General features: G+C 56.7%; 11 protein-coding genes. 9 read left to right on the top strand and 2 right to left on the bottom strand.

All coding sequences use genetic code 11. From position 1 onward, the window contains the following. Nucleotides 1-607 precede the first annotated feature (607 nt). Nucleotides 608-1,381, top strand: a complete 774-nt coding sequence (locus AC1DS6_RS12950; protein WP_477102581.1) for a YbaY family lipoprotein — start codon at nt 608-610, stop codon at nt 1,379-1,381. A 10-nt stretch (nt 1,382-1,391) separates the two neighbouring features. Here AC1DS6_RS12950 and AC1DS6_RS12945 read toward each other — a convergent pair whose 3' ends face one another. After that, nucleotides 1,392-1,586 (bottom strand): hypothetical protein, encoded by a 195-nt coding sequence (locus tag AC1DS6_RS12945; RefSeq protein ID WP_441632818.1) that lies wholly within the window; start codon nt 1,584-1,586, stop codon nt 1,392-1,394. Then, nucleotides 1,583-2,824: a hypothetical protein gene (locus AC1DS6_RS12940; RefSeq protein ID WP_441632816.1), complete on the bottom strand. Its 1,242-nt coding sequence runs from the start codon at nt 2,822-2,824 to the stop codon at nt 1,583-1,585. Before AC1DS6_RS12940 ends, AC1DS6_RS12945 begins: the two co-directional genes overlap by 4 nt. Nucleotides 2,825-3,334: 510 nt before the next feature. Here AC1DS6_RS12940 and AC1DS6_RS12935 point away from each other — a divergent pair. The 8 genes from AC1DS6_RS12935 (at nt 3,335) to AC1DS6_RS12900 (ending at nt 13,622) form a co-directional block, all read left to right on the top strand. After that, the gene (locus AC1DS6_RS12935) at nt 3,335-3,892 is read left to right on the top strand and encodes a hypothetical protein (RefSeq protein WP_441632815.1); all 558 of its coding nucleotides are present in this window, start codon (nt 3,335-3,337) and stop codon (nt 3,890-3,892) included. Nucleotides 3,893-4,662: 770 nt separating this feature from the next. Continuing rightward, nucleotides 4,663-5,454: a GntR family transcriptional regulator gene (locus AC1DS6_RS12930; protein WP_441632813.1), complete on the top strand. Its 792-nt coding sequence runs from the start codon at nt 4,663-4,665 to the stop codon at nt 5,452-5,454. A gap of 224 nt (nt 5,455-5,678) precedes the next feature. Continuing rightward, a complete protein-coding gene (locus AC1DS6_RS12925) occupies nt 5,679-6,512 on the top strand; it encodes a tripartite tricarboxylate transporter substrate binding protein (RefSeq protein ID WP_441632811.1) in 834 nt (277 codons plus the stop codon). 553 nt (nt 6,513-7,065) lie between these two features. Then, a complete protein-coding gene (locus AC1DS6_RS12920) occupies nt 7,066-9,423 on the top strand; it encodes a type VI secretion system Vgr family protein (RefSeq protein ID WP_477102580.1) in 2,358 nt (785 codons plus the stop codon). A 2-nt stretch (nt 9,424-9,425) separates the two neighbouring features. Further along, complete coding sequence (locus AC1DS6_RS12915) at nt 9,426-11,033, top strand: M23 family peptidase (RefSeq protein ID WP_477102579.1); 1,608 nt, start codon at nt 9,426-9,428, stop codon at nt 11,031-11,033. A gap of 210 nt (nt 11,034-11,243) precedes the next feature. Continuing rightward, nucleotides 11,244-11,852, top strand: a complete 609-nt coding sequence (locus AC1DS6_RS12910) for a hypothetical protein (protein ID WP_477102578.1) — start codon at nt 11,244-11,246, stop codon at nt 11,850-11,852. A 3-nt stretch (nt 11,853-11,855) separates the two neighbouring features. Next, nucleotides 11,856-12,428, top strand: a complete 573-nt coding sequence (locus tag AC1DS6_RS12905; RefSeq protein ID WP_441632805.1) for a hypothetical protein — start codon at nt 11,856-11,858, stop codon at nt 12,426-12,428. A gap of 498 nt (nt 12,429-12,926) precedes the next feature. Next, nucleotides 12,927-13,622 (top strand): hypothetical protein, encoded by a 696-nt coding sequence (locus tag AC1DS6_RS12900; RefSeq protein WP_441632803.1) that lies wholly within the window; start codon nt 12,927-12,929, stop codon nt 13,620-13,622.

Below are 13,622 nucleotides of genomic sequence, written 5' to 3'. Positions count from 1 at the left end.
GATTCAATCGTCAACGCGTCACCCAAAAAGGCAGAAGTAAACGCGAGACTCAGACAGTTTACAAGTGCCGCTTCAAGTCCTTGAATGTAAACACTTTTCCGGGGCGCCAGGATCGCTTCGGTGGGTCAACGATGTGTATAACCGCATGGTGTAAAGTGCGTGTCTTTGTTATATTTTTGCTACATTTCATTGCTCGTTTTCCCAGTACACAGCGTACGGGATGAACGGCTGGGGTAACGCTTTTTCGCATGAATACTCCCAATCGGATGCGAAGTGAAACTCAATACGTGATCATCAGTGGGTGACCGGTTGATTCAGGACCGAGTGAAGGGCCGTCATTGTACTTTGTGCTGCCGGCCTGATTCCCGCTGCATTGTGTGATCGCGAGTTTTGGGGAATAACCGCGAGTTTGATGCCCGGCAAAAGCGTTACGCCAGAAGTGTGTTATGTAGGCCTATTGCATCGACGTGGACGCTGCGGAATCCTGAAACGGAAGGTGCAGGCTCGACGCGTGGCATATAGTCAGCAGTTGTCCGGAAAACTACATAGTCGTGATTGCGTGAAGGCTTCACGAGTCAACCCAATGAACCCGAGAACGGAGAAAACCATGTCGAAGAACCCCGTACGCCAAACTCTTGCCGCGATCGTTGCCGCCCTGGCGTTGCCTGCGCTGGCCGGCACCGTGACGGGCACGGCGGCTTATCGCGAGCGTATCGCGTTGCCTCCCGATGCCGTGTTTGAAGTCACGCTGCAAGACGTATCGCGCGCCGGAGCGCCAGCCAAGGTTATCGGCCGCTCCACGCTGGATCCGGCGGGCCAGCCACCCTTTCATTTCGGGGTTGCCTACCAAGACCAGGCGATTGAACCTGGCCATCGCTACGCCGTGCGGGCGGTGATCCGGCAGCACGGCCGGTTGCTGTTCACCACCGACACGCATGTCCCGGCGCTCGACGGCAGCAATGCGCCACTCCAGTTGCAGCTGGTATCGGCTTCGAGGGGCGAGGGGAAACCATCCGCCCAGGTGCCTGACAGTCCGTTGCGCGGGACTTACTGGAAGCTCACGCGGATAGGCGATGCGCCGGTCAGCGTGGCGGAGCACCAGCGGGAACCGCACCTGATCCTTGCCACCGACGAAGCGCGACTGTCAGGCAATGGCGGCTGCAACAGCCTGATGGGCGGCTTTGAAGTCGATGGGGACCAGCTTCGCATCAAAGGCCTGGCAGGCACCATGATGGCCTGCGCACAGGGCATGGCCCAGGAAACGCAGATCCTGCGCGCCCTGGAAACCGTACGGCGCTATCGCATCGCGGGCCACCAGCTCGATCTGCTCGGGGCCGACAATGTCGTGGTGGCGCGCTTCGAGGCCGTGGCGCAGCGCTAGAAGAGGCTGTTCATCGGAAGAGTGTGACGAGCGTGACTTCATCTTTGCGGGTCGCAGTGCGCATCTGTTGATGCTGTGCCCATGGCGGGCGGAGCACGCAGTTTGTCACCAGGATGGTAGCCACGGCCAGGCCGAGCCCATCGAGAGCGAGAAGTGCTCCGAGGCCGGGGACGATGCGCACAAGGGCCTTGGTGCGCGTAGTCATCTAAGGCCCTCCGCCGCAACACGCTCGGCGAGCGCAGCCCATCGTTTCGGGCTGTCTCTCACAACATGGGCATAGTAGAAGTGCCCCTCGCACTTGCCGGCGAGCATCTGGCTCTCAAGCATCGGCACCGATTCAACCAGCTCGCGCCAAGGCATTCCGGCGTAGATCGGGTCTCCGAACGGCTCCAGATCGATAACGATGGTCTTGCGGATGTTCTCGTGGTTGCGCAGGTGTGAAAGGAACCCCGCCTCAATCGGTGAGCCCACCAGTACCAAATGGTCGATCACGTGGCCGGCACGGGCATATGACCATGCGGTTTGCGCGGCCAGGAGAGAGCCGTAGCTGTAGCCGATCAGGTTGAACTGCGGAGCCTCCATCGCTATACCGCCCGCAATCGTCCACTCGCTGTCGTCGCGCGAGCGGATCGGCATTCCCGAATGGATAGCGTCAAGCAATGTGCCAGCGAATTCGTTTCCATTTGGCATGGCTGCGCCAGCGGCATGGGTCAGCCCAGCGAAGCAGTGCGCAATCCCCGCCTTCCGGAACGCATCGAGCAGCGGCTGAACATATCCGCCGTCCAGCTCGGCACTGCCCCAATACAGCGTGCCGCGGGGCTGTAACAGATAGACCTTGACCGGCGCCCGGTCCTCGATAGGCGTATGTTGCACCTTAACCGTCTTGATCGGCCGCATCAGGCGCCCGGCCCCCAAGATTTCGATCTTCATGGTCGATGCGGTGTCGCTGGCGACGCGCTCACTCATCCCCTGTTCGTCAGTGCGGCCGTCAAACGTACCCAGCTCACCGATGAGGCGATATCTCACGCGCGCCAACGGTTGCCCCGTCTGCTCGTTGATGAGCTGGATCTGTTGGTCGTACTGCGGGTTGGATGCCGCAAATATGCTCTGTGCGGGGGAGATGGCCGCGGGTGCGCCATTGCGTGCGCCCATATCGTCGAACCATTTTTCGCCGGCAAGCAGAGCAACAATGCGCGGCGGCGTCGGGCACCGGCACAGGACAATATCGCCGTCCAGGGCAATCTCGCCCATGAACTGCATCCGGCGTGGCCCGCCGGCCTTGGCAATCGTGCCAGTGCTCTTGCAGGCTTCGCAGTATGCCTGGCCTCCGATCATCGCTGTCTGGCGAGCGGGATCGCCAAAAGTGCAACCTCGGCCTGGAGAGGGCAGGATCCTGCCACCATCCTCCAGTTCGTCGTTAACGCAGGCAATTCTTCGCTTCATGGCTGGGCCTCCCAAATGCCGATGGGCCGCTTGTTCTTCTGCATACGCTCTCTCTCCGGATGGGCTATGTGCGCAAATGTAGCCCCGATTTGAGCGTAATGCCTCATTGGAATCAATGGGACAAGTACTAATTTTTTTTAGCGCCTTATAAAGAATAGCGATAGTGGAAAAAATCGTTATGAAAGATATGATTCATCCGATTCCTTTAATCATTTACTCGTCCTATCTGTGTCGTAGATTTGCTACATCCATGGAAAACAAGATTGATTGAATAGGTTATGCGAACCTTGCAATGCCTGAAACACTGAAACCGAGTAAAGTATGGGCGTCTCAGCCAGATTGAGATTTTCCATCTTGACGAGTTTTGTTCTTGAAGGGAACCCATCCATATGGGATGAGATTTCCGGAGCAAATGCCAGATAGATTGGACCGGCGCGAGATCGACCGCCACGAGTCACAGGCCGTCAACGTTTTTCGTCAATCGATCTTGTCAGATCAAGGAGTGCAGGCATGGCCCTGGAAGGTTTCAAGCGAATTCAAGAATTGAGGGAAGAGGAAGCTAAACTGGGTGATAAGCTCATTGCCCTCCGGATCAAAGACAGGCAGCGGATCCTCGACGAGCTAAAAAAGGAGTTTCACGTCTTCCTCGGCGGGGAGGGTTTTTCCGTGTCGACACACGGGAAACAGATTCGCGCAAGTTACGGTGACGCCGTACTGACGCTGGATGTCCCATCCGCATCGGCTGCCTTCCTCGGGGCTATTTCCGTGCTGAAGTTGTCGGACTCACGGCTGCCGCGTCAGAAGTGGGTTCTGTCGGTCGACCCGGGCAATGTGCGGGCACCGCGCCCCACCGCGGTGGTCCAGATGCTAAGCAGCGACGAAGTCGAACGCCTGCAGGGCAGGGTAGATGAACTGAAACAAGGGCTATTGAATTTCCAGCCATGGGAATATTCCATCCAGTATTTCCGTGAAACCAATGGCGCTGGCAACGCTGCAGCGAGCAAAGGCGCGCAGGTCGTGACCACGCTGACGGAAGCACTGACAGGTATTTTGGAGGGCAAGGACTAACGGACGCGCGACCCTGGTCAACATCGGTTGCTGCCGGGGCTACCAATTGGCGCAGCAGCTCCGGGTCACCTTCATATGGGCACAGTGCGCATGCCTGGTGCTGCAAGTCGGATTTCACCCGAAGTGGGGCACTCAGCTTGATGTACACGGGTTGATGTCGATGCCGGTGAGTGGCACAAGCCGTCATTGGTTCATCTATCGGTGCCGTCGGCACAGGCTTGCCGAAATGGTCGGGCGCCAGCGCGATCGGAACCGGCGGCAACCAGTCCGCACAGACCGGCGGCGACCGGGCGGGGCCAGGTGCCAGCCCAGTGCATACGCCGCCCCCAGCAGCGCATGCCAGTGCGCATCGTGCCATGAGGGGTTCCGGCGCGGGCCACGCAAGTCAAATCGGTGTAGCCGTACCATTTCGTCTTCTGATGTGTATCGGGCTCCAGCACGTCACACATCCCCGCGATGAGGGAGTGGACGCGAAAGCGCACTGTTGTCGATGCCAGGAAAGCTAGGCTGGACTACAACGCTACAACGCCCACACGAACCCCGCTTTTGCCGGCAACCGTCCTCCATTCGGCTAGGTCAGTCCTGTAGTCTGGGCGATACGGGGCCCCGGGTGCAGCCGCAGCGATCGAAGAAGAATATATGAAATTGATTGTCAATCGTTAGAGTTGAAAACAGAATAAAACAAAGGTAAATAGGATTATTCCTATTCTATTAGGAAAAGTACGATTTTATTCAAGTGGACTTGACTTGTTGTTTGATAGAAGAATAGTATGGCCAAATATTTTAGTGATTTTTATTTAATGAAATCTGTTGCCTCCTCCGGAATCCCTGCTGAATTCGATGATGCTTTGCTCGTCGGCACCTCACCGCTCTGGTCGAGAATCGCTGGTTCGCTGAAGGCGCGTATCTTGGCTGGTGAGTGGGCGCCAGGTACAGCGATTGCAACGGAGAGCGCTTTGGCACAGCACTATCGCGTCGCGGTCGGAACTGTGCGCGCGGCGATTCACGTGTTGGTGGACCAAGGCATGCTCGAGCGGGCGCAGGGCCGCGGGACCTATGTGAGAGGTGCCCTATACGGGGCCTTTATGACGCGATTTCTTCGCTGTGATGATGACAGCGCAGAGCTTCCGCAGTCTCGCATCATGTCTAGGCAGGTCTTGCCCGCACCGGTCGACGTGGCCGCGAAGCTAGGGTTGGAAGAAGGCGCGCAGGTAGTGCACTTGTCACGGCAGCGCAGTTGGAAGGGAATGGTCCGATTGCTCGAGACCATTTGGCTGCCGGAGGTGAGATTTCGCGGGTTGTCCGTACTTGAACCCCGCGAATTCCCCGCTCTGTTGTATCCGTTTTACGCGGTACGTTGCGGGGTGACGGTCTGTCGAGCCGTCGATGATCTGAGCTTTACCAGGCTAGGCGGACGCGAAGCGGAACTGCTTCGTGTGGCTGAGCACCACCCGGCATTGTCGGTAACTCGTGTTGCGTTCGATATGGCGGATAAGCCTGTGGAATATCGCCTGGCCTTGGGTAACGGAGACGAGTTTCAGTACCGCACCGAGACTCGTTGAAGGCCTGTCAACCCCGATGGTGTTAAGCGGGACCTTCGCGTTATAGCGGCCCGCTCGGGAAGTAGCCGCAAATTGATTGGAGACCTATGCGATTCGCAGTCTGTGCATCTATAGCCGTGCTTTGCTGTGGCCTGATCGGTAGCCACGCGCAAGCGACGGCATGGCCGACGGAAAAACCTATCCGGTTAGTCGTGGGCTATCCACCGGGCGGAGGTGCTGATGCAATGGCACGCCTGCTGTCGCCTCTTCTCAGCCAGGAACTGGGGCAAAGGGTCACGGTCGACAATCGCCCTGGCGCTGGGGGTAGGATTGCCGCGGATCTGGTCGCAAAAACGGATCCGGATGGCTATACGCTGCTGCTGGATGCATCATCGTTTGCGATCAACCCGGCCCTGTACAAACGACTGCCTTATGACCCCATCGGATCGTTCGTGCCGGTATCGTTGATTGCCTTGTTCCCGAACATCCTGGTCGCGAATCCTGGTTTTCCTGCATCCTCGGTGGGTGATGTGGTGTCATTGGCTCGCAAGGAGCCAGGTCGAATTGCCTATGCATCAGGTGGGAATGGGACCGCACAGCACTTGGCTGGTGCGATGTTTGCGCAGTCCATGGGAATCGAGTTGCTACATGTCCCCTACAAGGGCGGCGGCCCGGCCTTGGCTGACGTCATTGCCGGTCAGGTCCCGGTCTTCTTCGCCAACACGGCCTCCGCCTTGCCTCATATCCGCGCCGGAAAGCTCCGCGCGCTTGCCGTGACCGGCGACAAACGTGTCGCAGCCCTGCCCGGCACGCCGACCATGGCAGAAGAGGGAGTGATGCGCTATGAGGTGTACGAGTGGAACAGCGTGTTTGCTCCTGCCGGCACACCACCCCACATCGTACAGCGTCTTTCGGAAGCGATTCGCAAGGCAATGAGCGAGTCCGAGAGCCGGGAACGTGTGAGTAACCTCGGCGGTGCGGTCGTGGCAGGAACGCCATCGGAAGCATCTCGGTTTATCAAGGTGCAGATGACCGAGTGGGAGAAGGTCATCAGCCGCGATCGAATTCAGGCCGATTGAATTGTGTTGCAGTCGCGAGGTGGCGCCGTGAGGAGAATCAGGAAACTGGCCGCAAGGATTGCTATGGTGTGCGCAGATAGCGCAATACCAGCCCCCGGTTGTTGCGCTTCATCTGGCGATAATGCAGCCGGCCCGGCGCCGAGGCGATCCATGCGCAGCGCGCGTGCGCGTTCGCGGCGGGAAAGAATTCCAGCGTCTCGGTGCCCTCGAGTATGGCGCGCGCCTGCTATGGTGCGGATTCCTGTTTCGTACAAGTCGATGATCATCCGGCGATGATCAACCATCCCCGCTAGCCGGCCTCCCATCGGCTGTCAATACCAAACGGGCCTTGTTTAACCGAGGCTCATCAACCGATGGAAATGCGTTGGCTATCTGGCTCTCCAGGCTCCCCCGCCATTGGAAAGCGCTTCGTCAGTGGATGGCGCCAGGTTCGGACTTGTCCGATAGACAGCCCTTGATGTGGTGAGCTAGCCTGTTCCGCTAAATGGCACTGGCACACGCGCACGCGCACGCGTCCATGCCGATCAACGAGAAACCGGATTTCACTGCCGCCATGCGAACCCTCATTGACGTTTTGCGGCATCCGAGTGCCAGGCTGACCCAGCACCTCGGTCTCTCGGTAGCCACGCTCACCTCGCCGCTGGATGTTCTGGAGTTCCGTCTTGAGGAAGGGTTCAACGAAACCTACGTGGCTGACATCACCGTCACGTCGATCGACAAGGCGATCGACGGCGCGGCCTGCGTGGGGCGTCGCTCGACCTTTACGATCGACGAACGCGCCGCGATCCCATCGTTGCCGGGTCTGGTCGACCCGGTAGTCAGTCCTGCACGCACGGTCAATGGCGTGGTGACGCAATGGGAGCGTCTCAGCACAAGCCTTGACGAGTCCACCTACAGGCTGCGCATCGAGCCACGTGTTGCCCTGTACAGGCAGGTGTACGACTCGGGAATCTTCCTGGACAAGACGCTAAAGGAACTGATCGCCGAGTCGATCATCGACCGCCACCTGATCGAGTCGTTCGACGTCGAGTTCAAGCTGGAAGGCGTCGAGGAGCGCTTTGAGCAGACGGTCATGTACGAGGAGACCGTCTGGAACTTTGTGTCGCGCCATTGCCGGCGCGCCGGCATCTTCATCTACTTCAAGCAGGGCCGCAAGGGAGACGGACCACAGCGCGACACGATCGTATTCGGCAACTCGCCCCGCGGCTACGTGCGCGCGCTCGAGGTGCCGCTGATGCCGGTTTCCGGCCTCTCGGGCAACTGGCACGAGGCGGTGCTGTCGATCAGTCCGGTCCGCAAACTGGTGCCGGCCGTGGTCGAGTTACGGGAGCAAAACTACCGTACGCCTGGTGATCCGCTGAAGGCCGAGTCGTACGTCGCGCGCGACGACCACTCCGTGTACGGCAGCGTGAACCGCGGCACCGAGCACCACCACACGGCAGAGGTCGGGCAGATGCTGGCCGACGCCAGACGCGATGAACTGATCGCCCGGCAGACCACGTTCAGGGGCACGAGCAACGTGATCGGCATGATGCCCGGCATGGTGGTGCGCCTGACCAACCACAAGATGCCCGAGGCCGAATACGGTGTCGTGATCACGAAGCTGGTCACGACAGGCAGTCGCAGCCAGCCGGTCATCAACACGTTCGAGGCAACGCCCTCGCATCTGACGTATCGCCCTGAGTACGTCCCTGAGCGGGACTGGCGCAGGATCGGCGGCACGCTGGTCGCCACCATCGAGTCGGGCGACGACGGCCCTTACGCGTGGCTGGACGAATACGGCCGCTACCGGGCACTGCCGCATTTCCAGCGCCGCACGGGCAAGCGGGGCGTGAACACCATGCCGCTGCGCCTCATGCGCCCAAGCGCGTCATACCAGGGCGGCTTCCATTCGCCGCTGCTGCCGGGCACGGAGGTCCGGCTCGAATGCACCAACGGGGACGTGGACCGCATGTATATCGCCGGGGCGCTGCATGACTATGCGCACCCGGACATCGTACATGGCAAGGCGGGCTGGCACAGCCGCGCGATATGGCGCTCGCCGCTCCATGGCGCGAAGATCCGCTTCGAGGATCTGAAGGGCCACGAAGGCGCGAAGGTCGCGACGGTCTACATGAAGTCGTCGGTCAGCCTTGGCTATCTGGTCGACAGCCAGAAACAGAAGCGCGGCCAGGGCTTCGAGATTAGCACGCAGGGCTGGGGCACCGTGCATGGGGCGAAGGGCCTGATGCTGTCAGCCGACGGCTTGTCGAGCCCGAATGCCCCGCAGCTTGAGATGCAGGCGGCGCTCCAGGAGCTTCAGTTGGCCCTGAGCCGCGTGACCGCGCTGGTCGACACCACCACGCAGGCGAAGGCCGTGCCCGCCGACAAGGCGACCCAGGCGAGCCTGAAAGACGCGCTGGACCAGCTCAAGAGCGCAGGGCTGATCGCCAGCGCACCAGGCGGCATCGCGCTGGTGACCCCACAATCGATCCAGCAGGCCGCCAGCGCAAACGTGATGGTAAGCGCCGGCAGGCACGTTGACGTGAGCGCGGTAAAGCGCTTCACGCTGGCCGCCGGCGACCTGATCTCGCTGTGCGCGCACAAGCTCGGGCTGAAGATCTTCGCGGCGAAGGGCAAGGTCGAGATTCAGGCACAGAGCGACGCGATGGACCTGTTTGCCGACAAGCAACTGCGGGTGGCAAGCGCCAGCGCCGACGTGTTGGTTACAGGGCGCACGAAGACTGTCATGGCGAGCGGCGGCGCCGCGCTTACGATCGAGAACGGCAATGTCGTGTTCCACTGCCCGGGCGATTTCAAGATCAAGGCAGCATCGTTCACGTTCGAAGGCCCTGCTAGTGTCAATGCCCCGTTGCCAGCGCTTCCAAAAAGCAATTTCAATGCAACGAATTCCTACAACATATCGCGCTAAACATGCTCATCAGCCCTCCATTCCTTCCCGCTTCGGGCCTGACGTCTGACGGCATGTCCGCCAGTTCCGGCGATGTGCCGAAACGATATCCAGTTGATCCCATGATGGACGAAGTGGACGGATACGAACTGGCACACGGCATCTATCCGGTTGCCTTTGATCGCCGCTGGCATACCGGCGTACATCTGTATCCCAGTAACCAGAATCTTGAGGTGCGGGCAATTGCCGACGGTGAAGTTGTGGCATATGGCGTGAGCCAGAAGCCGATCAGCGATGGTGTGCAAAAAGCGGATGGAACGCCTGAACTGAACAGCAATACGGGCTTTGTGCTGCTGAAGCACACGACAGAGACCGGCAACGGTCGCAAGCTGACATTCTATTCGCTCTACATACATTTGATGGATCTGGACGAGCAGAACAGCCGAGGTCTTCCGCCGATCCCGGCGCCAGCACACTACGCGTTTCCATCCTGGCTGAAGCACTCTACAAAGGGAGCCGTTTCCGGCGAGGGACAGAAAGTTTGCAGAAAAGATGTCCTTGGTTACGTGGGCAAGTGCCATGGCATTCCGTACCTGCACTTCGAGATTTTCATGATGCCGGATGACTTCACCGGACCCCACGGGTATTTCGATGCAACCCAGCTAGGACAGCAGCAACTAGTCACATCTACGACCTCAGATTGTTGGGGAAGTACGTACTATGTGATTCGTGGTCCGAGCACCTTCCTGCCGTCGCCGGTCAATCCTTCGCCCGATGGTAACTCCAAGATTCACGGCATAACGTTCGCTGGGCAGCAGGCCGGAACACTTGCCGATGGCCAAACCTTGTATGTCGAGGCGTTTTTCGACCGCGGCCAGCGCTACACCCGCTCATGGCTCGATATAGGAGACGGAACACCGCTCCGACCGCTGACACTTGATCCCATGCCGGATGCGTACGCGGATTATGAGTACGATCTCTTCAAGCGGGCAACGGCGTTGTATCCCGCTTGCCCTGCGGACGGCTATGAAATGCAGCGCTTCGGGCGGGTTCTTAATCCGTCGATTACGTTACAGGCTGCCGGCGATCGCCGCACTTGGATTTCCGTGGTATTCGACACTGATGGCAAAGCGGGCTATATCGATATTAGCGACCATAAGGTTATAAAAACCTCTGACGCTGATTTTCCGTTCTTCATGAACTGGAGAAAGGTCAGTGACACTAACAGCCCATTTGACAGTGATGCGCTGTGCGATGTCGATGCCTTGAAGCAATTGCTGAACGATGTTAATGCGTCTTCCGCCTCCACCACCGCTCCGGCAGCGACTGTTACAAGCGCGTCGTCTGTGGTGCCCAACCCGAAGGAATGGAGCAAGGACGATGAACTGCGCGGCTATGTGATGGCACATGATGTTCGCGCCAAGCTGCGTGGTTTTGTATGTGAGGCTCCAAGCGAGTGGGATAGTAAAAACAATGAAACACGATACGCAAAGATCACGGATCAAGGTGGATTTTACGAAAATAATCCTGATGGGTATAAGAAATTTATCGATTTTCAGGTGAGATTCCAATTCTGGGATGCAACAGGACTCCCTCCAGCACAGAAACTCTGGTTTTTTCACCCACTTTAATTCATCCGCCATTTCAGGAAGTGCGGGTGGCTGAACATCCGAGAACTGGCTCAGGCTATTCCAGCTGGATCGAATCGCACGATTCAATCGTTATCGAAAATTTTTAAAGATGGACGAAACGATAACAGCGGTCGTGTGGTGCGACCAACCAATCTTTATCCTGCGATAAGTGTATGTATGAATAGATATGGAATTACATCGAAGCCAAGAATGGCAAACTGGTTTGGGCAAACGCTGCATGAAACAGGTCTCTATTCTTCTATGCGGGAGAATGGCTCGGTGGCTTACCTCACGAATTATTATGAGGGACGATGTCATACGCCAGTTCAAAGATTGATTGGCGGTCAGATGAAAACACTGTCCCCTCTCGGGAATTGCGATCCCGGGGACGGCGTACGTTTTTCCGGAAAAGGGATGATTCAGCTGACGGGTGGGGATAATTATCGAAATTATAGCAAATATCGTGGTGGTGCGAATTTCGCAACTGACCCAGGCCCGGAAAGCGTGATTGCAGAGGCTTATAATGCTTGCGATGTGAGCGGATATTATTGGGCCAGCAAGCAGAGATACCGTTATAACGAGAATCACGTCCTTGTTCCGTTGGGGAAATTAGGCATTAATTATTGGGTCGAAAGAGTATCGTTTGATGAGGATATTGACTCGACAGCGTTAGCCAGTGCGATCAGAAATGTCACGCTTTGCGTGAATGCGCAGGCGGTTGGGTTTGACGAACGACTAAGGCTCACAAGACACGCGTATTCGTATCTTTCCGATATGGTCGATGGATTTTCAGTTGACTTCAAGCTGATAATGGATTGATTGATGAAATTATTCTATTTTGCCGTGCTTGCGCTGATGTGTGCGGTTTCATCCTCCACCGCATTTTCGGAGTCGAGGTGTAATTTTGAGTTGCCTGAGAGCAGGGAATTTAAATTTAAGATGATTTCTGATTGCTATTATGAAATAGAAAACCACACTAATTATGGTGGGGATAATTATCTCTCCCTTGATGATAGGCATGGCATTGATTCCGTGATATCAGATGCTGACAGATTATACTTGGATGATGGGAGGTACTATTTTTCATACGAAGAAATCGATGGCCAGAATTTTACTCGACACCAGATAGAAAATTATCCGGCTCGGCACGTATTTGTCAGTGGAATGGAGGGGTATATAGGTGAGTGGGTCGGATTTATGCAGATGCTGCCTAAATACAAGAGGAATGACGGCTATTCACTGACCGCAAAATGCGTATCAATTGCGCTGGGCGATAAAAAAAATGTCCTGACAACAAAATTTTGCGCTCCAAATACATCTTCGGGGAATATTTTTATTAAAAAATATGAGGCTCTAATTTTGAAAGCTAGGCTTGCCAAACAAGTAGGTCAGTAGAGAGTGATGACGTACAACCCATTGTGTTATGCACATCTTTTGCCCAATTTCCGAGCACATCGTTAGGAGGCTCATTGACAGAAGGGTTTCCGGGCTGCGGTGGCCGCACAGAGTGGTGCCCGGGCGGCGTCGCTAACCGCGCGCGCGGTCCTTGGTTCTGGTTTGGCGCGGCGGGCCCGCCCAACGGCTTGCTCCTTCTCGCACTTGGTATTGCACGTGCCGGATACGAGCAATCACAGCTACCGCTGTGTTCACGTCATGGTTGGCAACGAAAAAATGATGGCCCAATTAGGAGGTGTGTGTCTGCTACGCAAGCGCGAGCTTAGCCTGGAAAGTGGCTTCAGTTACGACCTTTTTATGGAAATGCTTGGGACGCTCCGTTTTATGGAGTAACCGAATTCAGAAATATTCGGAATTCATGATGAAAAATACTTCCGGAGATTTCTGGAAGTATATGTGGGCAGACAATGCCTGCTCCACTGAGATAGGAAAGGATCCATGATTCGGCGCATTATCGCAGCATGCGGGCTGCTTTTATATTCGATCGCCTATGCGCAATCGGCAACTGACGCGGCTCGTCTTCGCAGCATCGGAACTAATCGTACTTCTTCCAAAGTGGAGGAGCAATGTGGCATGTCATTGAGAACTCCGGCTTTGAAAAGCGTCTCTGATCAAGTGATTGGGTTCGGGTGCACCAGTTCATATAAAAACAAGGACTATGCCGTCATGGAAATGGATTTTCAATACGATCCGAACTTCGACCCCCGTGGGGGCGATAGCGTTGCCTTCATCGTCGAAGAGATCGGAATCGAAAGAAAGTTGACTGCTAAAGGTCACAGCGTATTCCGATTGAAACCCGGAGATAGCCTGCCGACGCTGGTGATGAGTTCAGCATACCAAACATCAAACTGCGGTGACCCGGCAATAAAAACCGAGGTAAGGCCGATCCAGGGCAGTAACTGGCATGGCTGGATCGCTGAGGAAACCTTTGCCAAAGCACGTGGACGTTGCAAGCCAGAGAAGGAGTACACATCACGCTATCGCTGCGTTCATGTCATGGTTGGCAACGACAAGATGACGGCCCAATTAGATGCCGTGTGCCTGCTACGCAAGCGCGAGCTTAGCCTGGAAAATGGCTTCAGTTACGACCTGTTTATGGAAATGATTGGGACGCTCCGTTTCATGGAGGAGTAA

Source organism: Cupriavidus sp. 05L310 (genome assembly GCF_056398185.1).
This window is presented reverse-complemented; position numbering and strand designations above follow the sequence as displayed.